The following is a 26,292-nucleotide window of genomic DNA, read 5'->3' on the forward strand; positions in this document are numbered from 1 at the left end:
GCATACCGCCATTGAGACGACGAAGGAAGGCCATCGAGATCGACATGCGCCGGCTGAATTTTTTTTCGCTAGCGAACATTCGCAGCCGCGCGATGCTTCCGAATCCGGACGACTTATCGAATCAAGCCGCGAGTGGACCGGACGAGAAATTCATGGAACGGTTTGACTTCGGCGTGGACGCTTGCAATCTCGGCGATCTCCGGCTTCGCTTCCTCGAGCGTCTTGCCGCTTCGGTAGAGCACCTTGTAGGCGTTCCGGATGGCGTGGATCGCTTCCTTGCTGAAGCCGCGGCGCTGCAGGCCCGTAGTGTTCACCCCGTTCGGTGAAGCGTGATTGCCCTGGGCAATGATGAACGGCGGCACGTCTTGAGCCACGCCGGAACAGCCGCCCACCATGACGTGCGCTCCGATGACACAAAATTGGTGGACCGCGCACATCCCGCCGATGATCACGTAGTCATCCACAATCACGTGTCCGCCCAGCGTTGCGTTATTTGCCAGAATGCAATGATTGCCGACAATGCAATCGTGCGCCACGTGCGCATTGACCATCAGCAGGTTGTCGCTGCCGATCCTGGTGATGCCGCCGCCCTGGACCGTGCCTCGATGTATCGTGACGCTCTCGCGGATCTTGTTACGGTCGCCTATTTCTACTTGCGTCGGTTCCCCGGCGTATTTCAAATCCTGATTGTCCTCGCCGATCGTAGCGAAGGGGTAGATGGTGTTGTCTCGACCCATCCGCGTATGTCCACTTACAACCACATGGGACTTGAGGATCGTTCCCGCGCCGATCGCGGCATCGCTGCCAATGATGCAGTAGGGACCAATACGCACGCCGGCGCCTATTACAGCGCCGTCTTCAATAACCGCAGTCGGATGGATGACAGCCGTTGCATCGATCATCAATGTTGCCTCGCAAAAACGCCGCCCTCGGTGTCGTGGCAAGAAGCTCGATGACGGCTGGGTACAAGGCGATTATATTGACCCTTTGCACACGCTGCCGATGCCCTTTCGTTTCGCTGTCGTTAAGGGCCTCCGGCGCCGCAGAAAGAGCACCGGCACAGTGCTGGACCAGACGCTCATGGTAGAGGTTTTTCGTCTTGGGAAAAAAGAAAGGCCAAGCGGGCGTTTTTTGAAGCAAGACATGCAGAAGCGCCAATCACCCATCGGCTCGCCAGGATTTTCCTGCCGTGCAACAGCGCAAACTGTCAATCCGGGCATGGTCGCGGTCGTGAACTGAACGTCTGTCGCAACTCACTGCGACCGGCCGCCGTTTCCGACAGCAATCGTTCCATCCCCTGTCTCCGCATCTGTCCAGGCAGAGACTTCGAACCCGCTTCGCCCGGCAATCGTGGCAGAATCAAGCTGCCTTCGGAACCATCCAACCACTCAACAAATCACGAATGTCCCTTCATACCTGGTTTCTGTTCGCGACGGCGTATCTCGTCACCACGATTTCACCCGGTCCCAACGTTCTACTCGTGATCCGTAACGCGGTCAGGTACGGTAGCCGGGGAACCGCTTCCACGATCGCCGGGAACCTGCTGGCTCAACTGGTGGTGGTCATCCTTGTTGCGCTGGGCGTGGGCGCCGTGCTGATTGCGATGCCCCCGCTATTCGTCGGCATGAAAGTGATCGGTGCTCTCTATCTCATGTACCTCGGCGTGAAGCAGTTAAGAAGCCAGGCGCCTAAGGCGACGCCTGCTGCCAACGCTCAGTTTGCACACGTGTTGAACAAAGGGAAGTTATTCCGGGAAGCGGTTCTGGTTTCAGGCAGCAATCCCAAAACGCTTATTTTCCTGTCGGCTTTCATGCCACAGTTCGTCACCCATGATCGTCCGTTGCCCGGGCAGTTCATCGTCATGTATTTGACCGTCGCTGCAATCGTGGTGCTTGTCCACACGATCTACTCGGTGAGCGTCCGTCGCTTTCACGACGGACTTGGGACGAGTCGCTGGCTGGACGCAGTAAAACGCAGCAGCGGACTGGTGTTTTTCGCCCTCGGTATCAAGCTGCTGGCGGCCAAGCGCGTTTGATGCTAAACGGGCGGATTGGGCCGCCATTGGTCGAGCCGCGTCGGGCAGAAGACGATCCAAAGCCGCCCCTTGGTTTGCTTCGAAGCCAATTACTTATGGCCCGAAAACGCCTGCTTCATCGAGCATGTCGACCAGCCCTTCCGGATAGACAGTCTCAGTCGTGCTGGCCAGTTCTTCCCGGCCCGACCACCGGTGATCGGCCATCACTTCGCTCTCTTGCGCCGTCCAACCATCACGTCCCCATCATGTTTAACTCAGTAGTCATAGGCTGGTTCATTGCGATTGCTTTCCAATGTCTTGAAATGGTCACTTGCGTCACGGTCAGCATATCCCGCTAAGATACATTCTTCCTCTTAAATGCATCTGTCCATGACTACGTTAGCCAATCGCCCCAACACCGCGCTTGTCGTCATCGATCTTCAGAATGAAGTCGTTGCAAACGCATACCGACGGCATCAAGTGCTCGACTCAGTCCGGATACTTATTGAAAAGGCGCGCAGCGCCCGGGCCCCGGTTGTCTGGGTTCGCCATGCGGATCAGGAGCTGCACGCGGGCAGCGAAGCGTGGCAGATCGTTTCTGAACTTGTTCCGGCGCGAGGTGAAGCGATCATCGAAAAAAGTTATCGCGACGCATTTGAAGGCACCGATCTGGAACAGGTGCTGGCGGCGCTTGGCGTTGGCAAGCTCATCGTTGCGGGCGCACAGACCGATATGTGCATTCGCTCGACGCTGCATGGGGCACTCGTGCGCGGCTATGACGCGACGCTCGTTGGCGATGCCCATACGACCGAAGACATGACGCAAAGAGGCGCACCTCCGCCGGCGGCCGTGATCCGGCACACCAATCTGTACTGGAGCAACCAGAAGGCGCCTGGCCGATCGGGTGCAGTCATCGAGACGAAAGACATCGATTTCACGCGCAGCGTTTCGCAAACATAAGCCGTTTGCGTTCCAGACCGCGTTTCCATGCGCGTCACCCTACTCATGCCCGCTGGATCGCTCCCGCAACCGCACGAACAGCAAGCAGGTATCCATCGACACCCAGCCCGCAGATCACACCGCGCGCCGCCAGTGAAATCAGTGAATGCCGATACTGCTCGTCGCGCTGATGGATGTTGGTGATATGCACCTCGATCACCGGCTGGCGAATCAGCTTGACTGCGTCGAGCACCGGTATCGACGCAAACGAGAACCCCGCCGGGTTGATGACAACGGCCGCATCCTTTTCAAAGGCTTCCTGCAGCCAGTCGACCATCACGCCTTCGTGATTCGTCTGGCGAAACTCGCATTCGAGGCCGAGTTCGCTCGCGAGCGCTTCAGTACGTTCTTTTACCTGGGCAAGAGTCGTCGTGCCGTACAGGTGCGGCTCGCGCTTGCCCAGCATGTTCAGGTTGGATCCGTTCAGCACATAAACAAGTGGCTTCATTTGCGTTGCCTGCATTTCAGTGAGAGGGAGATTGCGTAGATGCATGCACCGATGATCCGATTACTTCCCTTGCAGAGTCGACCCGGTTCAAGTCGATACCCAGCGTTTCGGGCGCGGTCAGAATCGCGGCCAGGGAAATGACGTTGAATGTGACGCACACGGCGACGACACCCCACGGCGAGCCGTTACAAAGGGCGAAGAGCCACACCGCAACAACGGGCATGGGACCGCCTGCAATCAGGTTGGCGCCGGTGTACGCCAGCGCCGAGCCTGAGTAGCGCACATTGGTCGGGAACGCTTCGGCGAATGCAACCGGCTGGATGCCGCTTTGAAACTGAGTGAAGCCGAGAAAGAAGCCCATTGCCGCAAGCATGGGCACGAAACTCTTGGTATCCAGGATCTGGAAGTACACGAACAACATCAGCAAGGTGGCGATCGAACCTATCGCCAGCGCTTTCTTGCGGCCGATCCGGTCGCTCAGCATGCCGCCGGCCAGCGCGCCGACGATCGCACACACGTTGGCCCCCATCAAGAGCAGAAAGCCAGTCTGCTTCGGCACGCCCAGCGTTTTCGTGACGTAACTCAGCGAGAACACGACGATCAGATAAAAGATCGCAGCGGGGCCGCAAAAGAACAGCATCCACCGAAGCACTGTGCGCCAGTGAAGGCGCAGTGCATCGCGCAGCGGACTGCCCACGCGCACGACTTCGGTTTTTCGAAGCGCGACGAACGCGGGCGTCTCGCTGACTCGCAGCCGGATGTAGATTCCGACGATCACGAGAATGAAGCTCAGGAGGAACGGGATGCGCCAGCCGTATGCATCGAACGCTTGCGCCGACATCACCGATGAAAGCGCGAGCAGGACGCCGTTGGCCATGATCTGGCTGAGCGGCGAGCACAACCCGAGAAGGCCGGAGTATTTGCCGCGCCGATCGGAACTTGCGTGTTCGATCGCCATCAACTGCGCGCCCGTCGATTCACCGCCCAGCGCAAAACCCTGCAGGATGCGCAGCACTACGAGCAGTAACGGCGCCCATACACCGATGCTTGCGTAGGTCGGCAGCAGGCCCATCAGCATCGAGCACACACCCATGATGGTGACAGTACCGAGCATCAGGTTGCGTCGTCCCATCTTGTCGCCGAGATAACCGCAAATGATGGCGCCCAGCGGTCGCGCCGCGAGTCCGACGCCGAACGTTGCAAGCGAAGCCAGCAATGCGGACGTCGAATCCATCGAAGGGAAAAACAGCTTGGGCAAGACGGTAGCGGCCAGTGCGCCGTATAACGTGAAGTCAAACCATTCGAGTGCCGTCCCGACAGCGGCGGCGGTCACTGCGCGCGTGCGCATCGCCTGTTGCGCGGGTAAGTGCGATTGCTGATTCATGTTGTCTCCGTTTCCAAACCGGTGTTGGCGCCGCGTCGCGAACCTGGTTTTTAGTCGCGCGTGGTCCGTGTTTTTTGTCATGCGTCCCGTGATACCGCTGTGGAAAAGCATCCGGCCGGGCTGCATACGGCACAGACTACCAGCGTGGCCGGGACGGTATTCCAGGGTGGAATGTCATTCCGTATCGTGCAATCATGGGTACTCTGTCGAGTGGAAGGGAGTCTTCATGCCGGGCGTGACCGAAAGAACTCTGTCGGTGCTGGAATTTCTCGCGACTCAAATGGAAGGGACGCCGCTTGCGTTGATCTCGGACCAACTCGAGATTCCTCGCAGCGCGTGCCATCGCCTGCTCGTCGATCTCAAGCAATGCGGCTATGTCCGTCAGTTACGCGAGCATGGCGACTATGTGCTGACCACGAAGCTCGCAGGACTGGGCCTCAGTTATCTGGCGACCTCCGGCATCATCGACATTGCGCAAACGCTGCTCGACCGGCTCGCGGAAACATCCGGCGAGCTTGTACGGCTCGCTATCGTCGACGGAGACAGGCTGACGTGGGTCGCCAAGGCGCAGGGTGCGCTAAAGGGGCTGCGGTATGACCCGGACATGGGCATGGACACCGTTCTTTCGTGCAGCGCGACGGGGCACGCCTGGATGATGACAATGACCGATGAGCGTGCGCTCGAACTGGTGACGCGCCAGGGGTTCGGGCAACCAAAGCAATACGGGCCGAGAGCGCCGACTACCGTGAAGGCGCTCCTGGCGTTCGTCGATGCGGCCCGCGCCCGTGGCTACGCTACGATTTACGAAGTGTTCGCGCCGGGGATGACGGCGATGGCCGCTCCGGTTCAACGACGGGGTTATCCCGCGATTGGGGTGATCAGCATTGCAGGTCCCGCTGTCCGGCTGACGGAAAAGCGTATGACAACACTTGGCCCTGCACTTGTATCGGCTGCAACCGAACTCGCGGCTGCAAGCCTGGCGTCTCCGCTATTTGGCCGGATGCGTTAGTGTCTCGTACGAACGAAGAATCTGAAACCACCTATACCTCCCATGTCCGACCTGCGCAACCTGACGTTTGAACATCTGCTCAACTACATAGCCGTCGTCGAAACAGGTTCGTTCACGCGCGCAGCGCAGCGGCGCGGCATTGGCAAGACGACAGTCAGCGACAGCATCCAGCGGCTGGAACTGCAACTGGGTGCGAGCCTCATCGTCCGAACCACACGGCGGATCAGCGTGACGGAGGCAGGCGCTTCATTCTTTGAGACATGTCGTGAAATCGTGCGTCTCGCCGACGAAGCCATGTCCGTCGTCAGCCCATCGCAAGACGAGCTGCGTGGAACATTGCGGGTTGCGTCATCGGTCGAGTACAGCGCGGTCGTCCTCGCTCCGGTCCTGGCCCGGATACAAAGAGCACATCCGGCGCTGCGCATCGAGATGGTATCTGCCGACCGCCTGATCGATTTGATAACGGACGGCGTCGATGTGGCGATCCGTCTTACCGAACTTGCTGACTCTAGTCATCGCGCAGTGCGCATTGGCGAATATTCGAAGTGGCTGGTCGCCAGTCCCGACTTTGTCTTGCGTAACCCGCTTCCGGAACAGATCGACGACGCAGCCACCCTCGCCTTCGTCGGGCTCTCAGTCCTGCCCCATCCCGCGCGTTTCAAGGCGCATCGCGCGGATGGAGCAACGCGCGAGATCAATTTCTCTGCCAGCGTGCTGGCCGACACCGTCTACGCATGCCGTGCGGCTGCAGCCGAAGGCGCCGGCATTGCGCTATTGCCCGATTTCTCGGTGCTTGCAGATCTGGCCACGGGTCGGCTGGTTCGCGTATACCCCGACTGGTCGACGACATCCACGGCGATCCATGCGTTGATTCCGCCGGGCAAGCATACGGCGCCGAAAACCCGGGTGTTCATCGATATGCTCAAGGCCGATCGCGGCGTTGCATGACGATGGCCGGCTGCACACCTGTGCGCTACGCCATTGCGTGCCATTCATGCTGCGCCAGCCAGATGACCATGACGGAGCAGGATGACTGTCGGCACTTCGGCATACGGTGCGTGCGTGGCACCCGGATGCAGACGCAACCACGTTCCAGCAGGATAGCATTCCTCAGCATTCCTTATTTCCCCGCTTAGAATGAATAGCTCTTCGCCGCTCGGATGCGTGTGATCGCGGGTCCGCGCGCCCGGTTCCCAGGCGACGAGGCTGACATGCTGAACGCCGTTGGCTAACGAAACTACGCGCATCCGGGGATTGACTCCCTCACGCCAAGCCCGGTCTCGCGCCGTGCGAAGCAGCGGATGACACACCGAAGCACATGCCTGGCGATATACAAGCAAGCGTGCACCGCTCTCGCCTGCGCCCACGACAGTCGCGTTGCACAGGATCAGGAAATCATGGGTATGAAGCGAATGGTCATCGGTTTCGGCATCGCCTTGAAGTACATACAGATCGTGGCGCTTGCCGGCATCGACCGTATATGTGGCGAAGGGGCCGAGGTCGACTACACCAAGCCATTGTGCGTCTTCTGCATGCGTCAGATGGTTGATCTCGCATGTGCCGCGTGGACCGGCGTTCAGATCGACCCAGGCTCGTTCGATCGATTGTGTTTGCATGTCTGCTCCTTGCTCCGCTGATGCGATCTTTGGCTCGGCCGGTTGACCGTCGAAGCGATTGTGCGCAATCACACGGCATGCCGGAAGAGGGCAAAGCGGCAAGACAGAATCCGTGTTTTGCGGACAATGCCGACGGCCAAACCCGATTGTCCGTAAATGTCGGATTCTGTATCGCCACCGCGCCTGCTTATCACGTGCGACGTCCTCCAAGACAATTCGATGACCGAAATTCATTCGAGTTTCATTACGGAGGACCATCGTGAACACATCCGCTTCATTGAGCATGTCCGGCACGTCCGCCTCGCTTCGGGCAACAGGCGCAGTCGCTTTTACGGTCCTTTCGTGGGCTGCGGCGTTTCCTTTCATCCGGCTCGGTTTGCATGGACTTTCGCCAATGCAACTGGCAGCCGCGCGCTTCGCAACAGCGGCGGTCCTGGTCGTGGGCTGGCTTGTTTATCGGCGGCCGAAAAGACCTTCGCTGCGCGATTCGATGCTCTTCGCCCTGTCCGGTTTTCTTGGCATCGCAAGCTATAACGCGCTCCTGAATACTGCGGAGCTGACGGTTGCGCCGGGCGCAGCGGCCTTCATCATGAGCACGTCGCCCATCTTTACCGCCCTCCTGGCGGCCGTTTTCCTTCGTGAAAAGATCAACCTATGGGGTTGGCTCGGCTCGCTGTTCAGCTTTGCAGGCATTGGGCTGATCGCGTGCGGACAACCCGGTGGTCTCGCGCCCGGTAGTGGTGCCACGCTCATCTTGCTCGCCGCCCTGGCATCCTCCGCATACTTCGTGCTGCAAAGACGCCTGATCCCAACTTACGGTCCGCTCGCAAGTACCGCCTATACATTGCTCGCGGGTGCGTTGCTGTTATCGCCCTGGCTGCCTGGCGCCATGGCCGCGCTTGCCGCACCTTCCGCATCAGCGGCGACGTTGGGCGCCGTGGTGGTTCTCGGCGTATTTCCTGCCGCGCTCGGATACGCGACATGGACCATCGGCTTAGGCCATTTCGGCGCGGCACGTGCGTCCAACTTCTTGTATCTGGTACCTGCAATCGCGACCGGGTTGTCGATGTGTCTGACGGGCGAGCGCCCCGGGTTGAGTACTGTCGCCGGTGGATTGATGGCGATTGCAGGCGTCGCGTTCGTCGCGTGGCGCGGCCGGGTTTGATGATGGCGTCGCAAGGTGGCGGCGAGTCCGCTCTGTAAGTTCTCGACGCAAGCCACTGCGCATGGCTTGCAGATTAAAGGCCGATATATCTTCATCAGCATCACTGAGCAAATCACCTGAAGCGCTTCAGGGTTGCCACGAGCGCCTGTAATCGAGCAGGTATTCACTGTGTTGACGCGAACGCATCGAAATAATCTCGGTCAATAAGTTGCGGTCAGGATCCAACTCAGGATCCAACTCAGGATCCAACTTACGCATCGGCGCAACTGAGATCAAATACGCGAATAGCCAGCATCAGCATCCTGCTTCGTGGCCGGCCGACAACGTTGCCGGCCGGCTTGTCGTCGCCAATGGTCGAAAGCCCGAAACCAGCGACTCTCGATTACATCGTCCACATCTACGTCCGTGCGGTCCGCGCTCCCGCGTGCGATACTTTTTACCCCGCTACCCTACCGAGTGGTCTCGCTGCCACGCGGCTCTCGTTGAAAGGAACCTCATGTCATCCGTTCAAACTTCCTCGTCCGCGCCCGTCTGGTTCATTACCGGCTGTTCCACCGGATTTGGCCGGGAGCTCGCACTTGCCGTACTGGATAAAGGCTGGCGTGCTGTCGTGACAGCGCGTCAACCGAGCTCGCTGGCGGAATTCGAGGAGCGCTACGGCGATCGCGCGCTGGTGCTCGAACTCGACGTCACGCAGGCCGGTCAGATCAAACACGCGGTAGAAAAGACGCTTCAGCAATTTGGCTGTATCGACGTGCTCGTCAACAATGCTGGTTACGGCTACCTGAGCGCAATCGAGGAAGGCGACGATCAGGATGTGCGCGACATGTTCGAAGTAAACTTTTTCGGTCTCGCCGACACCATCAAGGCCGTGTTACCCACAATGCGCGAACAGCGCGCTGGACACATCGTCAACATCACGTCGGTGGGCGGCCTGATCGGCAATCCGGGAAGCGGTTATTACGCCGCCACCAAGTTCGCGGTGGAAGGCCTGAGCGAAGCGTTGGCCGCCGAGACGGCCGATCTGGGGATCAAGGTGACAGCCGTCGAGCCTGGCCCGTTTCGCACCGACTGGGCAGGACGTTCGCTGAAGCAAGCAAAGAATCCGATCGAGGCCTATGAGGCCGGCGCCGGCAAGCGCCGCAGCGCCATCTCGGCCGCGAGTGGCAAGCAGCCGGGCGACCCGGCGCGTGCAGCACTCGCAATCATCGCTGCCGTGGAATCGCCGAACCCTCCGGGCCACTTGATCCTCGGCAGCAACGGTCTGGAGCGCGTGAAGATCAAGCTGGACGCTCTGCGCGCCGAGATCGCCGCATGGGAAGCCACCACGCTCAGCGCCGATTTCCCCGAATAGATTTTCGCTGACAGGAATCCAGTCCAATCCTTACGGCGAGATTCCGGGCTCATCGCGAGAAAGAGGCCTTCGAGCAAGCTCGGTTAAGCACCGATGCTCTTCTCGAAGCTGGCGGCGAAATCATCAGACAGCAACAGCTCCAGCATGTTACGCAAGGCTTCGGATTCGGGTTGTCCGAAAGCCTTGTTGAATCCGGTTTGAGCTTTGCGCCACAAGGCATCGGATTCGGCGAGCTTGGTGCGCCCGTGCAACGTGAGGCTGATCAGCCGATGCCGCCGGTCATCAGCATCCACCTCCACCTCAATGAAACCATCGCGCTCGAGTGGCCGCAGCGTATGCGCGAGCGCGCCCGGGTCCATTACCAATGCATTCGCGAGCGCCCCGACATTGGCGGGCTCGGAGCGCCCTATCTGCGCGAGGATTGCGCGCTGAGTCGTCTTCAGACCGCATGGCGCGAGCGCCACGTCGTAGAGCTGTGAAACCCGACGCGTCGCCTTGCGCAGTACCGTGCAATTGCAACCGGCCTTCTTTGCCTTCTTTCCTGCCACTTTTGTAGCCATCGTTCTCATCTGTACCAATCCCGCAAAGCTCGCTCTGAAATGTCAGCATATGCAGGCAATTGACGAAATGCAAGCATATGCAGATAATGAAGACTGGACCGCCCGTTCCTGGAGACGCGTCATGTGGCTTGCCAGTTGTACGAATCGCTTCGTAGTCACAACGTACGCCGCGGGCCAGGATGCAACCACATGAATCGCCCGGTTCTTGCCGCATCCGAAGTTTCGACCAAGCGTCATGAATGGCTGGTGCTGATCTGTACCTCCGCGCCGTCGTTCATGCTGCAGTTGGACGCCAACATCGTGTCGGTATCGTTGCCGTCGATCGCACGTTCCTTGAACGCGAATTTTGATGGCATCGAATGGGTGATCACTGCCTACATGCTGAGCTTCGCATCGTTGCTGATGCCCGCGGGCGCGCTTGCGGACCGCTTCGGCCGCAAACGGTTGCTGGTGATCGGCCTGAGTCTGTTCACGCTTGCCTCATTGCTGTGCGGACTGGCTTGGAGCTTGCCCGTTTTGATTGCCGCACGCGCATTGCAAGGCGCCGGAGCGGCGATGCAACTCAGTGCCGCACTCGCGACGCTATCGCACGCTTTCCACGGCGAAGCGCGCGCACGTGCGTTTGCGTTCTGGGGTACGGTCGTCGGCATTGGAATCGCGAGCGGCCCGGTGGTGGGCGGGATCATCACGCAAGCATTCGGCTGGGAGTGGGCTTTCTATGTGAATGTGCCGATCGGCGCCGCGCTTCTTTTCCTGATCCTGCGTGTGATCCAGTCATCTCACGATCCGAACGCAATGCGGCTCGATCTGCCGGGCGTAGCCTGCTTTTCCAGCGCGCTTTTTCTGATAACGCTTGCGTTGATAGAAGGGAACAGGCGTGGATGGAGCGACCGCTGGATCGCCAGCGAACTCGTTGGCGCACTCATCCTGTTTGCGCTCTTCATCATTGTCGAACGGCGTCAGGCGCGGCCGATGCTCGATCTGTCGTACTTCCGCAAACCGACTTATCTAGGCGCAACGCTCGCGCAGTTCGCGTTCTCCGTGGGCTTGCTCACAATGCTGACCTTCGTGCCGATCTTTCTGCAAAGCGGTCTAGGGGAAAGCTCGGCCACCGCCGGACTGATGATGTTGCCCATGGTCGTACCTCTGTTCGTCGTACCGCGTGTCGTGTCGCGCCATCTGGCGCATCGTCTGTCGGGGCGCGCGTTGCTCACGCTCGGCTTGCTGCTGGTTTGCATCGGACTGTGCTTTTTCGCGGCAGTAGCGACAATGGTTGAGTACTGGCCGCTTGTTGCCGGCATGCTGGTCGTCGGGACGGGCGCAGGCTTGCTCAATGGCGAAACGACCAAAGTCGGCATGACGGTGATTCCGAAGGAGCGTTCCGGGATGGCGTCGGGTGTATCGGGCACGACGCGCTTCACCGGACTTGTGATCGGCATCGCCGCACTCGGCGTTGTGCTTTACGCTCGTATTCATGGCATTGTCGCCCAGGCGTTGCCGTCGATCGATGCGGCCGCGCGCCTGCGTCTCGTACAGGACATCACTGCTGGTCGCCTGGCCAGCGTAGCACTGCCGGGAATCGACGCAGCGACGTTGCACACGTTGGCCGTCAACAGCTTCGCAGGGGGTTATCAGGCGCTGTTTCTGTGTGCGGCAGCGTTCATGGCAGTGGCAACGTGGCTCACGTGGAAGCTGGTCAATCCGGCTGAAACGCCGCCCATCGGCATCGCTGCCGGACAAAGCAAGTAGACACTCCGGCATTGCGGCCAACGGGAATGCTTTCACCTCGCAGACGAGTCACGCATAGCTGAGTCACGCATAGCTCGCAAGAAACATGTCGGCGGCAGACTCCGCTACCCGCCTTTGCTCATCCACGCTGAGCGGCGGTTGCCCCATCGTCACCTGGGGCCAGAACGCAAACGCTTTTACGAGACCCTGCAACTGCTGTGAAGCGAAAGCCGGGTCCGGCGTGTTCAGGCGGCCATCCTCAGCAGCCGCGCGAATCCAGCACGTCAGGTCTTCCTCGCGCTCACCCATGCGCGCCACCATATCGCGCGCGCGTTCCGGCGAATGAATGCCCGCCGCGATCGCAACGCGGGCGAGGGACAAGAACGCCTCATCATTCAAAAGGCTCAGCTTCTTCAGAAGAAGCTGCAGAAGTTGCCCGCGTAATGGATGCCCGGAGGAATACACGGGCGCTTGATCTGTGTCACTTGACTCCCACAACTGCCGCAGGATCGCCGCGAACAACGCTTCCTTGCTTGGGAAATGGTTGTAGACCGTACGCTTGGAGACGCACGCACGCGCCGCAACGCGATCCATGCTGGTCGCATCGAAGCCCGCCGCCAGAAATTCCTGGATTGCCGCGTCGATGATCGCGGCACGCTTGCGGTCGGTAAGACGTAAGGAGGTATCAACGATATTCATTGGCAAATTTTACACCAGGTAGTTTACTTTTCTTGAAAACAAACTACACTGGGCAGTCTACTTCGCATATCGAGGCGCATAGATGGCATCGTTCACCGGTTCAATTCGCCGCACCCTGGGCCTGACAGCGGCGCAACGCGGGCGTGGTCTGTTCAGCGCCTCTACCCAGCACGACGGGACCCGCTTTCGCAACGTCAAGCCGCGTCCGGTCGAGGGAATCCGCAAGACCGCAAGCATCATCTGGAACATCATCTTTCACAAACCGGACGGTACGCGACCGGCACACAGACTTCCCGTCGATGCGCTGTCGCGCGAGCAGCTCGACGCAGCGCCCGATCGGAGTTTGTATCGGCTGGGACATTCGACCATGCTGCTCAAGCTTCGTGGTCAGTTCTGGCTGACCGACCCCGTCTTCGCAGATCGTGCGTCGCCCTTCAGGCGGTTCGGCCCGAAGCGCTTTCATGCGCCACCCATCTCGCTCGAAGATCTGCCTGCGCTTCGCGGTGTGATCCTGTCGCATGACCACTACGACCACCTGGACCGCGAAACGGTACTGGCGCTCGCGGCCAAGACCGCGGTGTTTCTGACGCCGCTGGGCGTGGGTGATCGCCTGGTCGAATGGGGTATCGACGCATCGAAAGTACGCCAGTTCGACTGGTGGCAAGGTACCGAGATCGAAGGCTTGCAATTTACGGCCACACCGGCGCAACATTTTTCGGGCCGCAGTCTGTTCGACGGCAACAGCACCTTATGGGCCTCGTGGGTCATCGTCGATGACGGTTTGCGTCTGTTCTTCAGCGGCGATACCGGCTACTTCGACGGGTTCAAGACCATTGGCGAACGACTCGGTCCGTTTGACGTAACCATGCTCGAAACGGGCGCTTACGACGCCCAATGGCCGTATGTCCACATGCAGCCTGAAGAAACCGTACAGGCGCACGTCGATCTGCAAGGACGATGGCTCGTGCCGGTTCATAACGGCACGTTCGATCTGGCGATGCATCGCTGGCAGGAACCCTACGAGCGCGCGGTCGCACTTGCCGCCGCGCGTGGCATTCCTCTCGCGACGCCGCGCATGGGAGAGCGGCTGGACCTGACGACGCCGCATCACGGTGAGCGGTGGTGGCGAGATGTTGCTGACGTTGCGCACGTGTCGACGGCTCCGCGCCGCTGGTTTTCGTGCGGGCGCACTCGGCAAACCAATCCGTGACACCGTTGCAGCGCCCGCTCTTGCCCGGCTCGCCTCAACGGCCGCTCTCAACCAGCGCGGAACCGTCGCTCTCGAGAGGCTTCGCCGTGCGATCCCAAGGCGGCTCCTCGCCGAACGTTTCGGCCAGGTAATCCACAAAGCGGCGCACCTTGAGCGGTATGCGCTGCGCGCTGGGATAAACCGCCTGGATCGTCAGATTGGCCGTGCGATACGCCGGCAGCAGCGCGACGAGTTCGCCGCGCCGGAGGTGCTCGCCGAACACGAATGTCGGACCGTACGCAATACCGGCGCCGGCGAGGGCAGCAGCGAGAAGCATTTGCGTGTTGTTGGCTGTCATCCGGCTTGGTCCGTCGATGACGTGCGCGCGGTTTTTTGCGTCGAACAATGTCCAGTCGCCGGCCGATACAGCTTCACTGAAAGCAAGTCGTTGCGCACGCATCAAGTCGGCAGGCTTGCGCGGCGTTCCATGGCGCTTCAGGTAGGCGGGAGACGCACACACGATCATGCGGCACGGCGCAAGCCGGCGCGTAACAAGTCTAGGGTCTTCCAGCCGTCCGATCCGGATTGCAACGTCGACGCCTGCATCGATCAGATCGACATAGCGGTCTCCAAGCAGCACTTCCACGTTGACGTGCGGGTGATCGTCCAGATAGCGCGCCACGACCTCGCCCAGATGCATCGCGCCGAACGTGACCGGCGCCGCGACGCGCAGCAGACCGCGTGCCGTGCCTTGCGAATCGCTTGCTTCACGCCTTGCTTCGTCGAAGGCTTCGAGAATCCGCTTGCAGCGTTCGTAATAAGTCTGGCCGGTGTCGGTCAGACTCAAGCGCCGTGTGGTGCGCTGGAGCAACCGCGCATTCAGCTCGGACTCAAGGGCGCTTACGTGTTTGCCGGCCATTGCCGCCGATAGGCCAAAGCGGCGCGCGGCCGCCGCAAAACTGCCTTCCTCGACGGCGGCGACGAAAACGCCAAGGCTCGTGAGTCGATCCACCCCCCCTCCCTTTCTTTTCCAATTCGATAACAGGATTATCGACTGAAAACACCAATCAGCCAATTATCAAATTGAAGACTTGAATCTAACATTTCGCCATCAGCTAACAAACCAGGGCACGGAAATGGAAATCAAGTCGAACGGTACGCGAATCCACGTCACGCAGCGCGGCAGCGGCGAGTTGACGCTGGTGTTCCTGCATTACTACGGCGGCTCGTCGCGCACATGGGACTGGGTAGCAAGTGAATTGTCCGACCGCTATAGAACCGTCGCCACCGATCACCGCGGCTGGGGTGATTCCGAGGCGCCCGCCGACGGCTACGGCATCGCCGACCTTGCCGCCGACGCCGAAGGCGTCATCGAAGCACTGGGGCTGCAGCGCTACGTTCTGGTCGGCCATTCGATGGGCGGGAAGGTTGCTCAACTTATCGCATCGCGTCGGCCGAGCGGGCTCGAAGGCCTTGTACTCGTCTCGCCATCGCCTCCGTCGCCGATGCTCCTTTCCGACGAGCAACGTGCGACGTTGGCCGGCGCGTATCAATCGCGCGAATCGGTTGAATTCGTGATCGATCACGTCCTGACCGCACGATCGCTCGACGCCGCTCGCCGCGAGCAAGTCATCGAGGACAGCCTGAGGGGCGCACCGCAGGCGAAGGCAGCCTGGCCAAACGTGGCCATGCGCGAAGACATTACAGCAGCGATGGCGTCAATCGACGCGCCGACCATGGTCATCTCAGGCGAGCTTGACCAGGTCGATCCCGTCGCAACACTGCAGGCGCAATTGTTGCCTCGCATCCCGCACGCGGCGATGCACGTCCTGCCCGGAACGGGGCACTTGTCGCCGCTGGAGGCGCCCGCCGAGGTGGCGCAACTCATTGCGCGATTCGTCGCTGCGATTGAGGGCGAGTCCGTCGTGTTGGCCCTTCAGGATATGACGCCGTAACCGGCCATAAGGACTACATCATGAACAAACCTTCCATCGCTGCGATTCCTATCCTGCCGTTCGGCATGGTCCACTGCCACCTGATCGTCGGTGCAAGGGGCTGCGTCCTCGTCGATACCGGCACGCCAGGATCGGAGGAAAAGATTGGCCGCGCTCTGATGGAGCACGGTCGCGGATTCCGAGATGTGACGCTGATCGTGGTCACTCATGCGCACACGGATCATGCCGGTTCGGCTGCACGATTGCGTGAACTGACGGGCGCACCAATCCTGGCTCATGCCGGAGATCTGGACTATTACGAGCGGCGCAAGGAGATGACATACTGCGTCGCGCACTGGTGGGGCCCGCTCTTCTTGCGCTCTGGCTTACCCCGCGAACCGTACTTGCCGTTCACGCCTGACATCCTGCTGCAGGACGATGCCAGCTTTGATCTGAGCCCTTACGGAATCGACGGCGTGGCAAGGCACACCCCAGGCCACACGGCCGGCTCCGTGTCGGTCGAACTGGGCAGTGGAGACGCGTTGGTCGGCGACCTCGTCGCATCTGGAGTCTTTCTTGGGGGATTGGTACGCAAGGGACACGCCATGCGCCCCCCCTTCGAAGATGACCCGCAAGCTGTCAGCGGGGAATTGATAGGAATGGTGGACGCGGGTATGCAACGCTTTCATATGGGCCATGGCGGCCCTCTGAATGCTGCGGAAGTGCGCCGGCATGCTCTCTCGTTGCGGAAGCAGAAGCCCGGGCGCAAATACGGGATGGAGGCTGGCGTGTGTACGTGTGCCAGCCACAAGCTCGCTGAGGTTGTCGATTAAGGTGGTGGCATCTTGCCAGCCACGAATTGCTTGGTCAGCACGCGTGCTCGTTTCTTTCGCGCGAACTTCCTTCAACGGTCCACGCAGCTTCGCCCGGACCCTGCAACCTTGACGGCTACAGCTTTCCACCGTTGATTGGAAAAAGCGGCTTTCCGTCTCTGGAAGACAATCCCCACTTTTTAAGCAGCGCGTCGTAGACACCGTCTTTCTGCAGTTTCAAAAGCGCTTGTTGAACCGATGACGCCAGTTGCTTTCCCTTTTCATCGACGCCAAAGCCGATGCCATATGGCGCCAGCGGATTGAAATAGACGACCTTGTATTTTGCGGGCGTTTTGCTGGCGTTGTAATAGCCCACTGGCGAGTCCACCCACGCCACCTCGCTGACGCCCGTTGATAGCGAAAGCAGTGTCATATTGGAGTCGGGATAGGTCGCGACCGTAAGCGGCTTTTTTCCTGCTTTGATACATGCGTCGCTGATCTTGGCACTTGCCTGTCCCGAAGCCGAGCCACGCGGTAGCGCAACCTGGAGGCCACACAGGTCATCGAGCGACTTCATTGACACATTCCTCGCCGGCGACGCGACGATGGTGTCGCCCATGTTCAGGTAATCGACGAACGTAACGACCGTGTGCCGGGACGTGAAATCGGAAAGCGACAGCAACACGTCAAAGCGATTTGCATTCAGCCCGGGGATCAGCGCGTCGAAAGACGACTGAACGAGCTCGAGCTTCAGGTTCAGCACGGCGGCGGCAGCAGACAAGAGGTCTGGTGTAAAGCCGGCGATATTGCCATCGTCATCTACGAACTTGATCGGCACGACATCAGGATTGACTCCTGCGAGCAACGTTCCGCGATCACGATAAAACTTCGGCACGGCCGCCGCGAGCGCGGCATCGGCCTTGACGTTCGGAACCTTGGATGGGTCCTCGCCCCGGGCAACTTGAGCGAGAAACAGCGAGGCGAAGACACACGCCGCCGCCCGGACGATGGTCCGGGACGTGCATCCTGTGCCGGTCAGAGGGTAAGGATTCATTCCAGTCAAACCTCGCTGAGTGAACGTAGCTTGCAACCAGTGAACTGCAATCGGCGCAGACCCTGTTACGCCGCTCTTAGTGTGCTCTGCGCGAAATCGCGCCTGTGCCATAAAAGGCAATCCGTCGCCATGTCCTCATTGACCGTTGCATCCGCCAACTGACCCACCATGATGCTATGTGTGAAACCGTCATGTACGGCGATCAGGTTGCAATCGAATACGACGACCGCCCCGATCAGGATGGGCGAACCGGTGCTGCCGTCTTGCCACTGTCCCGGTTCGAAACGCTCCGCGCCGCGCGACGATGTGAAGCGTTTCGCGACCGCCGTCTGATCTGCGGACAGCAAGTTCACGGCAAACTTCTTGGTTCGTAAAATGACATCATGCGCGGACGCTGACTTGTTGATGCAGACCAGCATGGTCGCGGGATCTACGGACAGGCTGCATACCGAGGTCGCGAGCATGCCCGACGGCAAGCCGGCCTCTCGCGTGGTTATGGCCGTGACACCGCTGGCAAAGCACGTCATTGCGTGGCGGAACGCGTCAGCGTTCACATTGGTCGATATGGGCATGGCTCTTACTCGAAATTGATCGTGATGTTGGGCTTCATAAAGCGCGGCGCTTAGTCGCCGAACTGGAGCGGCTTGAGTCCGAGGTTTCCGCGCAGCGTACTCGACGCATACTCGGTCCGGAACAGGCCACGTTTGCGCAGCTCAGGGAGGATGAATTCAACAAAGTCTTCCAGGCCGTTCGGCAAAATAGCCGGGCAAAGGTTGAAGCCGTCGGCCGCGCCTTCCTTGAACCAAGTCTCCATGTCGTCCACGATATCCGCCGCTGTTCCAATGAGCTGCCGACCACCCGAAGCTCTATGCTTGTACAACTGGCGAATTGTCATGTTTTCGCGCCGGGCCATTTCGATAAGTCCGCCCCCAATGCTGCTGACCGCGCCCGAACCGATATCTGGAACGGGTCCATCCAGGTCATACCCGGAAAGGTCGCCGAGCGTGCTGTGCAGGATTGCGAGGCCGCTCAACGGATCGATGAGCTCCTGCAACTGATCGTACTTGTCCTGCGCCTCCTGTCTTGTCTTCCCGACATAGGTTGTAAGGCCTGGCATGATCAGCATCTGGTCGGCCGTCCTCCCGTATTTTCCCAGACGGCTCTTTAGGTCTGCATAGTATTTCTGTGCCGACGATATATCGAAAGAGGCGCTGTACACGACGTCGGCATTTTTGGCTGCAAGCTCGCGTCCCGCTTCGGCCGCACCCGCTTGAACGACTATAGGCCGGCCCTGGGGCGTGCGAGCCGAATTCAACGGTCCCCGGACGCTGAAGTGCTTGCCCTTGTGATTCGCAACATGCAGCTTCGACTCCTCATAGAAGATACCTGTTTCCTTGTTGCGAATGAATGCATCGTCTTCCCAGCTATCCCATAGCTTCTTGACAACATCGACGAATTCATCGGCCCGCTCGTAGCGCTCCTCATAGCCCAAGTGTTCATCGCGGCTGAAATTCCACGCTTCCTGCTGGGACCAGGAGGTAACCACGTTCCATCCGGCCCGGCCGCCACTGATATGGTCGAGGGATGCATATTTTCGGGCAATATGAAACGGTTCGTTGTACGTAGTGGAGGCCGTCGCCACCAGTCCGATATTCGATGTGTGGGCGCCGATGGCCGCGAGCAGGGTGAGCGGTTCGAGCTCTGCGTTCTTCGAGTCGCGGGTCAGCGAACCCTTTGGTGTATCGGAGGCGCGAACACCAATGCCGTCGGCGAAGAAAATCATGTCGAGCTTCGCTGCTTCAGCCTTGCGGGCGCTATCGAGGAAATATTTGAAATCGATCGCACCGCCTGCAGGCACATCAGGGTGCCGCCAGGCAGCCATGTGATAGCCGAGGTAACGCATCGACAGGCCAATCCGCATCATTTTGTCTTGTTCCATCACATCTCCAGTCATGTCTGGGATTGATTCGACAACCCGTTGCCGCCCATCTCAAACGGGCATATTCGAAATGAAGCGCCGGGTGCGTTCGGTGCCGCCGCCGTTGAAAATATGCGCGGGCGAGCCCTGGTCGACGATCCGTCCGCCGTCCATGAAGACCACGCGGTTCGATACCTTGCGGGCAAATTCCATTTCATGCGTCACGACGATCATGGTGGTGCCGGAAATCGCCAGCCCTTTCATGACGTCGAGTACTTCGTTCACGAGCTCGGGATCAAGCGCGCTGGTCGGCTCGTCAAAGAGCATGACCTCCGGCTCCATGGCGAGCGCCCGTGCGATTGCCACTCGCTGCTTCTGTCCGCCCGAAAGTTGCGCGGGGTAGTGCTTCATCTTGTCGGCCAGGCCCACCCGCGCGAGTAGCGCGCGTCCCCGCTCGATCACGTCCTTTCTTGCTTCTCGGCCGACAATGCGAGGTCCAGCGATGACATTGTCAAGCGCAGAGTAATGGGGAAACAGGTGAAAGCCCTGGAACACCATGCCGAAATAGCGTCGTTGCCGGTCGAGTTCTTTCTTGGGCAAACGGATGCGGCGATTGCCGCGTATTTCGGTGCCAAGCACTTCGCCCTTGAAGGTCACCGTGCCCGAGTCGATCAGTTCGAGCATGTTGATACAGCGAAGGAGCGTGCTCTTGCCCGAACCCGATGGGCCGATGATGGCGACCACTTCCCCTTTGTCCAGTGAGAAATCGATCGCGTCAAGCGCGGTGAACGCACCAAACTGCTTGGTGGCCGTCTGGATCTGGAGCAGTGGGTTGCCCGACCCGGTTGCATTCCTGGCAATGCTGGAGGCGTCCATGACTAGACTCCCTTTCCAAAACGGCGTTCAAGAAGACTTTGTCCGCACATGGCGAGACTGGTGAGCACCAGGTACCAGAGGCATGCAACGGTAAGCAATGGAATCGTCTCGAAGTTGGTCGAATAAATCAGTTGCACTGTTGTGAGCAGTTCCACGTAGCCGATCACCGAGGCGAGCGACGTATTCTTGAACATGGTGATGAGTTCGTTCGCAAGCGGCGGAATGATGATGCGCACGGCTTGCGGCACGACCACGTGAAACATCATGCGAAAGTCGCTCATGCCCATCGCCTTGCACGCTTCACGCTGACCTTTGTCGACAGATGCAAGGCCTCCGCGAAAAATCTCAGCGCTATGTCCGCCGAGATACATCGCCAGGCCAATGATCGCCGCGCTGAAACGCGAGATCACAGTATTCGTGTCGATATCGAACAGAGTCGCGTGCAGGAACGGTATGGGGAGATACAGGCGCGGAACGAGAGCCGACAGGAAGAACAGGAACAGCAGCATGGCAAGCGTCGGCGTAGCCCGGATGATCCAGATATAAAAATAGCCCGCAGCGCGCAACACGAGATTGTCCGCCATGCGGCACGCAGCAATGACAGCGCCCAGGATCAGGCCGAGCACGCTCGCCAGCGCCGTCAGGACCAGCGTATTAGCCAGCCCGCCAAGCACGCGTTTATTGAACAGGTAGTGCGCAACGACGTCCCACTGCCAGCGGGGGTTATCTATAACCAGTTGATAGAAAAGGACCATCGCAATAGCGAACAGTCCATACCAGAGCCAGTCCGATTTCTTCGGTCGCGCGTGAATGCGCAGGTCAGCGGGAGGCTCGCCTTGCTGGTTCATACCCGCCATGAACTGCTCCTGTTGATAGTCGGCGTTTTGATTCATACGTGAATGAGCCTTGTCGATTGTTCGAATCGTATCGGCAGTGTGATGGCCGCCAATCGCTTCATCTTCAGCGGGACCCGTCGTGGGTTGGAAGCCGGAATGCCGGCCGTCGCTCACGAACTTTGCCCGATAAAAAGCTGGAATGAATGCAGAATAGGGAGGCAAAAAACGGTTGGGAAATGCTTTATTTTGCGAATACGATAATGTTTTGTTATAGGACGTCTCAGTGAAAATTCGACAACTCGAGGCTTTCCGGGCGGTCATGCTGTATCAGACGGTGACGCTTGCCAGCGAGATGCTTCACATATCGCAACCGGCCACGACACGTCTTCTCGCCGATCTGGAAAGCTCGTTGAGGTTCAAGCTGTTCGACCGCGTCAAGGGACGCCTTATTCCAACGGTAGAAGCGCAAACGCTTTACGAGGAAGTACAACGCTCGCTCGCGGGAGTCGATCGCATCGCGCGGGTAGCGGATGAAATCAGGGACATGCGGCACGGGACATTGCAGGTTGCGGCCGCGCCCGCGATTGCGCTCTCGTTTTTGCCGCACGCCATTTCGGATTACTTGAAGACGCGCCCGGAGGCCCATATTGCGCTGGCGGTCCACTCCTCACGCTCGGTCGTGGACAGGGTGATCGGTCAGCGCTGCGATGTCGGCTTCGCAATCCTTTCCATGAACCACGCGTCCGCGCATGGCGAGCGGCTGATCTCCGTGCGGATGGTGTGTGCATTGCCGGCGGGGCACCGCCTATGCGCACTCGATACCATTACGCCGACTGATCTGGCCGGTGAGCGTTTTGTAGCGCATCCACGCAGTGTGGAGTCCAGATTGCGGATGGACGCGCTGTTTGCAGCGCATGGCGTAGAGATGAAGGCGCAGATGGAATGCCAGTTGGGTCATGCGATTTGCGCGTTCATTGAGGCTGGCGCAGGTGTTTCTGTAATCGACGCGATCAGTGCATGGGGGTATCGGGGCTCAGGCGTTGTGTTCAAGCCGTTTGAGCCTTCGCTCGTGACGGATTTCGCGTTGCTCACGCCATCCCAACGGCCGGCTCCGTTGTTGCTGAAGCCATTCGTCGCTCATGTCCGCGAGTTTGCAATTGCGGAGTTGGGTCCCGCGGTTCTTGTGGCGTGATATGGATTTTCTCTAGCCCAGGTTTGCGCCGCGCTGCGGTCTCATGGGATTCTGTCGTTTAGCATGTAGAACCGTGTTCGGGTTTTGTCGCATGTCGGAGGCTGCATTCCAGAAATCGGATCGCCGCCGGCCTCCGCAGTGTGCGGGTTTAGACCCCGAATAATTTTGTCTTGTTTTTGTCACACCTTGCAAGATTGCGTGAGTCCGCGAATCTCTTATCCAGTAACGCATTCAGGATAATTACTTCATTTTTAGGTATTATTTACCTTATAAAACTATTTGACTGGGTAATAGCTACCTATGTACTCTTCCAATTAACGGCACGTCTATCACGCCGGAACCTGAGAGAAAAAAACGGACTTGCGCCCATGTAGGCGCAAGCCAACTCAAATACCTTGTCCGGGGCCGTGCGCACATCTTCATAAAACAAAAATGAGCCTCTGAGATTGAGGCCGATATCTCTAATTTGGGGCCGACCTTCTTGATCGCCGATCAGCTCCAATAAATCGGTGATCCGCAATTTGAACCGGACTATAATCGGCAACTGGACGGCGGTAATAAATTTATGGAGGTTCTTTTGAGAGCGGAAACTAAATTTATCTTCTTCCCGGGCAACAATACCCCCAACTTCGTTCGAGCCGCAGTTGCGGTCTATTGGATTGGGTTTGCAGCCTTCTTTTTCCGCATCGTTCATGGAACAGGCGCTCCGCCTTTCCTGACTCGCCCTGAAGTAGAAGGGGCGATCGCGGTTTTTGGGCTGTTCTCTGCCATTTTGATCTTCCATGCGTTTGTCATCATGCGGCTTTCGGCTGGGAAGCTTTGGGCGAGAAACATTGCGCTTCTTTTGACGGCATTCGTCATCACTACAACTCTCTACCGTCTGTTCGCATCCGGACTATCCTACGAGCAGAGTAACGTCTTAAATTTTATAATCATCGCCGCGGAAACTGTCGCCGGGTTATTCTTGCTGACACCCGAAAGTACTGCATGGTTTAAATCCAGGACTAACTAAATGGACTCATTTAAACGGACTGGGATGGTTGCCGTAAGGCGCAACGGCTGGTAAATCACCGACTGGCGCCCTGTACTCCCACCCCATTCCCAGTCGATTGTCAAAACCCTAACGCGCCAAAGCCGCCGCACTGGCGCGCGCCTTATGCAATTTCTTGTAGCTGTCGATCAGGCGGTGGTGCCTGTCGAGACCCTCAAGATTCAAACTCGTCGGCGTTAAACCGTAGAACCGCACGCTGCCGTCTACCGATCCCATTACAGCGTCCATCCGGGCGTTGCCAAACATTCGACGGAAGTTGACCACGTAGTCGTCCAGTTCCAGGTCGTCATCGAGCAGCACCTCCAGCACCACGTTCAAAGCCTGGTAAAACAATCCGCGCTCGACCGTGTTGTCGTTGTACTGCAGGAAGGCACCTACCAGCTCCTGGGCCTCCTCGAATTGCTGTAGGGCGAGATGAATCAGCAGCTTCAACTCGAGAACGGTCAACTGTCCCCAGTCCGTATTCTCGTCAAATTCGATACCGATCAAAGTGGCGATATCCGAGTGCTCATCCAGCTCGTTGTTCTCCAACCGGTCAAGCAATGCTGCCAGGCCGGCATCGTCCAGGCGATGCAAGTTCAAGACATCGGCGCGGAACAACAGTCCCTTGTTCGTGTTGTCCCAGATCAGATCCTCTACTGGATAAATTTCCGAATACCCGGGCACCAAAATCCGGCAGGCTACGGCGCCCAGTTGGTCATACACCGCCGTATACGTCTCTTTGCCCATGTCTTCGAGAATGCCGAACAACGCTGCGGCTTCCTCGGCATTGGAGTTTTCACCGTAACCGGAAAAATCCCACTCGACAAACTCGAAATCCGCTTTGGCGCTGAAAAAGCGCCATGACACGATGCCACTGGAATCGATGAAGTGCTCGACAAAGTTATTCGGCTCAGTCACGGCTTCACTGGCAAAAGTGGGTCGTGGTAGTTCGTTCAGGCCTTCAAAACTGCGGCCCTGCAGCAACTCCGTCAGACTACGCTCCAGCGCAACCTCCAGGCTTGGATGCGCGCCGAAGGACGCGAAAACACCGCCCGTCCGCGGGTTCATCAAAGTGACGCACATTACCGGATACACCCCTCCCAGCGACGCATCCTTCACCAGCACCGGAAAGCCCTGCTCTTCCAAGCCCTGAATGCCGGCCAGAATGCCGGGGTATTTCGCCAGCACCTCCTGCGGCACGTCAGGCAATGCGACTTCACCTTCCAGGATTTCGCGCTTTACCGCCCGCTCGAAAATTTCCGACAGACATTGCACCTGCGCTTCGGCCAGCGTGTTCCCGGCACTCATGCCATTGCTGACATACAAATTTTCTACCAGGTTCGACGGGAAATACACCACCTTGCCGTCCGAATGCCGCACAAACGGCAGCGAACAGATACCGCGCCGTGTATTGCCGGAGTTGGTGTCGATCAGATGCGAGCCACGTAGCTCGCCGTCGGGATTGTAGATTTCCAGACAGTACTCATCCAGGACTTCAGCCGGCAGCGCATCCTTGCGGCCAGGCTTGAACCAGCGTTCGTTCGGATAATGGACAAACGCCGCATCGGCAATGTCTTCGCCCCAGAACGCGCCGGCGTAGAAATGGTTGCAATTAAGCCGCTCGATATATTCCCCCAACGCCGACGCCAGCGCGCTTTCCTTGGTTGAGCCCTTGCCATTGGTAAAACACATCGGCGAGTGCGCATCACGGATATGCAGTGACCACACATTGGGAACAAGATTGCGCCACGAAGCGATTTCAATCTTGATGCCCAAGGCCGCCAGGACGCCGGACATATTGGCAATGGTCTCCTCCAACGGCAGATCCTTGCCCGCAATGTAGGTACTGGCGTCAGCCGCCGGCTTCAGCGTCAGCAACGCCTGGGCATCGGCATCCAGGTTCTCGACCTCTTCGATAACAAACTCGGGTCCGGCCTGGACCACTTTCTTCACGGTACATCGGTCGATGGAGCGCAAAATGCCCTGGCGATCTTTCGCAGAGATGTCCGCCGGCAGTTCGACCTGAATCTTGAAAATCTGCTGGTACCGGTTTTCCGGATCAACAATATTATTTTGCGACAGGCGGATATTTTCGGTAGGAATATTGCGAGTCACGCAGTACAACTTTACGAAATAAGCTGCACACAGGGCCGACGAGGCCAGGAAATAGTCGAAGGGACCAGGCGCCGAGCCGTCGCCTTTATAGCGAATAGGCTGGTCAGCTACTACCGTGAAGTCATCGAATTTCGCTTCGAGACGCAGCTTATCGAGAAAGTTGACTTTAATTTCCATGGGGGAATCCTAAAAATAGCGCTGACGATGTCGTGGTCGCTATTATCCGTTGCCAAGGGCAGTTGCACCAAGCTGAGACGGCACGAGTTCTTCCTGCATCATTCTTCAGACGCGAGAGGGACATGAGAGGGACATGGCGACACTGCAGGTTGCCCTTATCCCTATGTTTGCTCCGGGCTC

Annotated in this window: 26 protein-coding genes; 12 read left to right on the top strand and 14 right to left on the bottom strand. The window is 58.7% G+C overall.

All coding sequences use genetic code 11. From position 1 onward, the window contains the following. Nucleotides 1–113 precede the first annotated feature (113 nt). Nucleotides 114–902 carry an acyl-ACP--UDP-N-acetylglucosamine O-acyltransferase gene (gene lpxA / locus AXG89_RS35265; protein ID WP_062001432.1) on the bottom strand — a complete coding sequence of 263 codons (789 nt, stop codon included), beginning with the start codon at nt 900–902 and terminating at the stop codon, nt 114–116. On the opposite strand from lpxA, the gene AXG89_RS35270 reads away from it, so the two are divergent. The 3 genes from AXG89_RS35270 (at nt 880) to AXG89_RS35285 (ending at nt 2,974) form a co-directional block, all read left to right on the top strand. After that, entirely contained in the window at nt 880–1,239 is a 360-nt protein-coding gene (locus AXG89_RS35270) for a hypothetical protein (RefSeq protein WP_143325541.1), read from the top strand. The two genes, lpxA and AXG89_RS35270, sit on opposite strands and share 23 nt — an antisense overlap. Before the next feature lie 163 nt (nt 1,240–1,402). Then, nucleotides 1,403–2,035 (top strand): LysE family translocator, encoded by a 633-nt coding sequence (locus AXG89_RS35275; RefSeq protein WP_075358087.1) that lies wholly within the window; start codon nt 1,403–1,405, stop codon nt 2,033–2,035. Between the two features lie 369 nt (nt 2,036–2,404). Further along, nucleotides 2,405–2,974 carry a cysteine hydrolase family protein gene (locus tag AXG89_RS35285; RefSeq protein WP_075358177.1) on the top strand — a complete coding sequence of 190 codons (570 nt, stop codon included), beginning with the start codon at nt 2,405–2,407 and terminating at the stop codon, nt 2,972–2,974. A gap of 43 nt (nt 2,975–3,017) precedes the next feature. On the opposite strand, the gene AXG89_RS35290 is transcribed toward AXG89_RS35285, so the two are convergent. Continuing rightward, a complete protein-coding gene (locus tag AXG89_RS35290) occupies nt 3,018–3,461 on the bottom strand; it encodes a type II 3-dehydroquinate dehydratase (protein ID WP_062002300.1) in 444 nt (147 codons plus the stop codon). Nucleotides 3,462–3,477: 16 nt separating this feature from the next. Then, on the bottom strand, nt 3,478–4,845 hold the full coding sequence (locus tag AXG89_RS35295; protein WP_086381644.1) for an MFS transporter: 1,368 nt from the start codon (nt 4,843–4,845) through the stop codon (nt 3,478–3,480). Between the two features lie 226 nt (nt 4,846–5,071). Here AXG89_RS35295 and AXG89_RS35300 point away from each other — a divergent pair, with 226 nt between their 5' ends. Beyond that, a complete protein-coding gene (locus AXG89_RS35300) occupies nt 5,072–5,854 on the top strand; it encodes an IclR family transcriptional regulator (protein ID WP_062001429.1) in 783 nt (260 codons plus the stop codon). 42 nt (nt 5,855–5,896) lie between these two features. Then, nucleotides 5,897–6,802, top strand: a complete 906-nt coding sequence (locus tag AXG89_RS35305) for a LysR family transcriptional regulator (RefSeq protein ID WP_075358089.1) — start codon at nt 5,897–5,899, stop codon at nt 6,800–6,802. Between the two features lie 44 nt (nt 6,803–6,846). Here the strand turns inward: AXG89_RS35305 and AXG89_RS42635 are convergent, their stop codons facing one another. Continuing rightward, a complete protein-coding gene (locus tag AXG89_RS42635; RefSeq protein WP_075358178.1) occupies nt 6,847–7,470 on the bottom strand; it encodes a cupin domain-containing protein in 624 nt (207 codons plus the stop codon). A gap of 283 nt (nt 7,471–7,753) precedes the next feature. On the opposite strand from AXG89_RS42635, the gene AXG89_RS35315 reads away from it, so the two are divergent. Together AXG89_RS35315 and AXG89_RS35320 are read left to right on the top strand one after the other, a co-directional pair. Then, entirely contained in the window at nt 7,754–8,635 is an 882-nt protein-coding gene (locus AXG89_RS35315; protein WP_075358090.1) for a DMT family transporter, read from the top strand. A 496-nt stretch (nt 8,636–9,131) separates the two neighbouring features. Continuing rightward, nucleotides 9,132–9,989 (top strand): oxidoreductase, encoded by an 858-nt coding sequence (locus AXG89_RS35320; protein ID WP_062001426.1) that lies wholly within the window; start codon nt 9,132–9,134, stop codon nt 9,987–9,989. Nucleotides 9,990–10,072: 83 nt separating this feature from the next. On the opposite strand, the gene AXG89_RS35325 is transcribed toward AXG89_RS35320, so the two are convergent. Beyond that, nucleotides 10,073–10,549 carry a MarR family winged helix-turn-helix transcriptional regulator gene (locus AXG89_RS35325; protein WP_075358091.1) on the bottom strand — a complete coding sequence of 159 codons (477 nt, stop codon included), beginning with the start codon at nt 10,547–10,549 and terminating at the stop codon, nt 10,073–10,075. A gap of 189 nt (nt 10,550–10,738) precedes the next feature. Between AXG89_RS35325 and AXG89_RS35330 the strand changes: the two genes are divergently transcribed. Further along, nucleotides 10,739–12,298, top strand: a complete 1,560-nt coding sequence (locus tag AXG89_RS35330) for an MFS transporter (RefSeq protein WP_062001424.1) — start codon at nt 10,739–10,741, stop codon at nt 12,296–12,298. A 63-nt stretch (nt 12,299–12,361) separates the two neighbouring features. Here the strand turns inward: AXG89_RS35330 and AXG89_RS35335 are convergent, their stop codons facing one another. Then, nucleotides 12,362–12,976 carry a TetR/AcrR family transcriptional regulator gene (locus AXG89_RS35335; RefSeq protein ID WP_062001423.1) on the bottom strand — a complete coding sequence of 205 codons (615 nt, stop codon included), beginning with the start codon at nt 12,974–12,976 and terminating at the stop codon, nt 12,362–12,364. Nucleotides 12,977–13,058: 82 nt separating this feature from the next. On the opposite strand from AXG89_RS35335, the gene AXG89_RS35340 reads away from it, so the two are divergent. Continuing rightward, on the top strand, nt 13,059–14,186 hold the full coding sequence (locus AXG89_RS35340) for an MBL fold metallo-hydrolase (RefSeq protein ID WP_062001422.1): 1,128 nt from the start codon (nt 13,059–13,061) through the stop codon (nt 14,184–14,186). Between the two features lie 34 nt (nt 14,187–14,220). Here the strand turns inward: AXG89_RS35340 and AXG89_RS35345 are convergent, their stop codons facing one another. Beyond that, nucleotides 14,221–15,177, bottom strand: a complete 957-nt coding sequence (locus AXG89_RS35345) for a LysR family transcriptional regulator (protein WP_075358093.1) — start codon at nt 15,175–15,177, stop codon at nt 14,221–14,223. A gap of 124 nt (nt 15,178–15,301) precedes the next feature. Between AXG89_RS35345 and AXG89_RS35350 the strand changes: the two genes are divergently transcribed. Both AXG89_RS35350 and AXG89_RS35355 read left to right on the top strand, forming a co-directional pair. Further along, nucleotides 15,302–16,120, top strand: a complete 819-nt coding sequence (locus AXG89_RS35350; protein ID WP_062001420.1) for an alpha/beta fold hydrolase — start codon at nt 15,302–15,304, stop codon at nt 16,118–16,120. 20 nt (nt 16,121–16,140) lie between these two features. After that, entirely contained in the window at nt 16,141–16,932 is a 792-nt protein-coding gene (locus AXG89_RS35355) for an MBL fold metallo-hydrolase (RefSeq protein ID WP_075358094.1), read from the top strand. 115 nt (nt 16,933–17,047) lie between these two features. On the opposite strand, the gene AXG89_RS35360 is transcribed toward AXG89_RS35355, so the two are convergent. The 5 genes from AXG89_RS35360 to AXG89_RS35380 all read right to left on the bottom strand — a co-directional run bounded on the left by AXG89_RS35360 (nt 17,048) and on the right by AXG89_RS35380 (nt 21,652). Then, nucleotides 17,048–17,965, bottom strand: coding sequence for an ABC transporter substrate-binding protein (locus AXG89_RS35360; protein ID WP_062001418.1), 918 nt, complete (start codon nt 17,963–17,965; stop codon nt 17,048–17,050). 65 nt (nt 17,966–18,030) lie between these two features. Then, entirely contained in the window at nt 18,031–18,537 is a 507-nt protein-coding gene (locus tag AXG89_RS35365; protein ID WP_075358095.1) for a flavin reductase family protein, read from the bottom strand. 50 nt (nt 18,538–18,587) lie between these two features. Next, a complete protein-coding gene (locus AXG89_RS35370) occupies nt 18,588–19,904 on the bottom strand; it encodes an LLM class flavin-dependent oxidoreductase (RefSeq protein WP_062001417.1) in 1,317 nt (438 codons plus the stop codon). Between the two features lie 51 nt (nt 19,905–19,955). Then, nucleotides 19,956–20,759, bottom strand: a complete 804-nt coding sequence (locus AXG89_RS35375; RefSeq protein ID WP_075358096.1) for an amino acid ABC transporter ATP-binding protein — start codon at nt 20,757–20,759, stop codon at nt 19,956–19,958. Between the two features lie 2 nt (nt 20,760–20,761). Continuing rightward, nucleotides 20,762–21,652: an amino acid ABC transporter permease gene (locus AXG89_RS35380; protein WP_083637802.1), complete on the bottom strand. Its 891-nt coding sequence runs from the start codon at nt 21,650–21,652 to the stop codon at nt 20,762–20,764. A 226-nt stretch (nt 21,653–21,878) separates the two neighbouring features. Here AXG89_RS35380 and AXG89_RS35385 point away from each other — a divergent pair, with 226 nt between their 5' ends. Next, nucleotides 21,879–22,787: a LysR substrate-binding domain-containing protein gene (locus AXG89_RS35385; RefSeq protein ID WP_119024770.1), complete on the top strand. Its 909-nt coding sequence runs from the start codon at nt 21,879–21,881 to the stop codon at nt 22,785–22,787. Nucleotides 22,788–23,085: 298 nt separating this feature from the next. On the opposite strand, the gene AXG89_RS42640 is transcribed toward AXG89_RS35385, so the two are convergent. Next, nucleotides 23,086–23,571, bottom strand: a complete 486-nt coding sequence (locus AXG89_RS42640; RefSeq protein WP_143325542.1) for a hypothetical protein — start codon at nt 23,569–23,571, stop codon at nt 23,086–23,088. A 336-nt stretch (nt 23,572–23,907) separates the two neighbouring features. After that, nucleotides 23,908–26,112 (bottom strand): OsmC domain/YcaO domain-containing protein, encoded by a 2,205-nt coding sequence (locus AXG89_RS35395; RefSeq protein ID WP_119024771.1) that lies wholly within the window; start codon nt 26,110–26,112, stop codon nt 23,908–23,910. Nucleotides 26,113–26,292 lie beyond the last annotated feature (180 nt).

Source organism: Burkholderia sp. PAMC 26561 (assembly GCF_001557535.2).
Lineage (GTDB): Bacteria > Pseudomonadota > Gammaproteobacteria > Burkholderiales > Burkholderiaceae > Caballeronia.

Excerpts from the sequence above, each read along its gene's own strand:
- AXG89_RS35380 (WP_083637802.1), bottom strand. The coding sequence starts at position 21,652 with ATGAATCAAAACGCCGACTATCAACAGGAGCAGTTCATGGCGGGTATG.
- AXG89_RS35375 (WP_075358096.1), bottom strand. The coding sequence starts at position 20,759 with ATGGACGCCTCCAGCATTGCCAGGAATGCAACCGGGTCGGGCAACCCA.
- AXG89_RS35285 (WP_075358177.1), top strand. The coding sequence starts at position 2,405 with ATGACTACGTTAGCCAATCGCCCCAACACCGCGCTTGTCGTCATCGAT.
- AXG89_RS35275 (WP_075358087.1), top strand. The coding sequence starts at position 1,403 with ATGTCCCTTCATACCTGGTTTCTGTTCGCGACGGCGTATCTCGTCACC.
- AXG89_RS35300 (WP_062001429.1), top strand. The coding sequence starts at position 5,072 with ATGCCGGGCGTGACCGAAAGAACTCTGTCGGTGCTGGAATTTCTCGCG.
- AXG89_RS35330 (WP_062001424.1), top strand. The coding sequence starts at position 10,739 with ATGAATCGCCCGGTTCTTGCCGCATCCGAAGTTTCGACCAAGCGTCAT.
- AXG89_RS35340 (WP_062001422.1), top strand. The coding sequence starts at position 13,059 with ATGGCATCGTTCACCGGTTCAATTCGCCGCACCCTGGGCCTGACAGCG.
- AXG89_RS35395 (WP_119024771.1), bottom strand. The coding sequence starts at position 26,112 with ATGGAAATTAAAGTCAACTTTCTCGATAAGCTGCGTCTCGAAGCGAAA.
- AXG89_RS42635 (WP_075358178.1), bottom strand. The coding sequence starts at position 7,470 with ATGCAAACACAATCGATCGAACGAGCCTGGGTCGATCTGAACGCCGGT.
- AXG89_RS35290 (WP_062002300.1), bottom strand. The coding sequence starts at position 3,461 with ATGAAGCCACTTGTTTATGTGCTGAACGGATCCAACCTGAACATGCTG.
- AXG89_RS35355 (WP_075358094.1), top strand. The coding sequence starts at position 16,141 with ATGAACAAACCTTCCATCGCTGCGATTCCTATCCTGCCGTTCGGCATG.
- AXG89_RS35320 (WP_062001426.1), top strand. The coding sequence starts at position 9,132 with ATGTCATCCGTTCAAACTTCCTCGTCCGCGCCCGTCTGGTTCATTACC.
- lpxA (WP_062001432.1), bottom strand. The coding sequence starts at position 902 with ATGATCGATGCAACGGCTGTCATCCATCCGACTGCGGTTATTGAAGAC.
- AXG89_RS35350 (WP_062001420.1), top strand. The coding sequence starts at position 15,302 with ATGGAAATCAAGTCGAACGGTACGCGAATCCACGTCACGCAGCGCGGC.
- AXG89_RS35315 (WP_075358090.1), top strand. The coding sequence starts at position 7,754 with ATGTCCGGCACGTCCGCCTCGCTTCGGGCAACAGGCGCAGTCGCTTTT.
- AXG89_RS35335 (WP_062001423.1), bottom strand. The coding sequence starts at position 12,976 with ATGAATATCGTTGATACCTCCTTACGTCTTACCGACCGCAAGCGTGCC.
- AXG89_RS35305 (WP_075358089.1), top strand. The coding sequence starts at position 5,897 with ATGTCCGACCTGCGCAACCTGACGTTTGAACATCTGCTCAACTACATA.
- AXG89_RS35360 (WP_062001418.1), bottom strand. The coding sequence starts at position 17,965 with ATGAATCCTTACCCTCTGACCGGCACAGGATGCACGTCCCGGACCATC.
- AXG89_RS35295 (WP_086381644.1), bottom strand. The coding sequence starts at position 4,845 with ATGAATCAGCAATCGCACTTACCCGCGCAACAGGCGATGCGCACGCGC.
- AXG89_RS35370 (WP_062001417.1), bottom strand. The coding sequence starts at position 19,904 with ATGGAACAAGACAAAATGATGCGGATTGGCCTGTCGATGCGTTACCTC.
- AXG89_RS42640 (WP_143325542.1), bottom strand. The coding sequence starts at position 23,571 with ATGGAAGATCAAAATGGCAGAGAACAGCCCAAAAACCGCGATCGCCCC.
- AXG89_RS35270 (WP_143325541.1), top strand. The coding sequence starts at position 880 with ATGACAGCCGTTGCATCGATCATCAATGTTGCCTCGCAAAAACGCCGC.
- AXG89_RS35325 (WP_075358091.1), bottom strand. The coding sequence starts at position 10,549 with ATGGCTACAAAAGTGGCAGGAAAGAAGGCAAAGAAGGCCGGTTGCAAT.
- AXG89_RS35365 (WP_075358095.1), bottom strand. The coding sequence starts at position 18,537 with ATGCCCATATCGACCAATGTGAACGCTGACGCGTTCCGCCACGCAATG.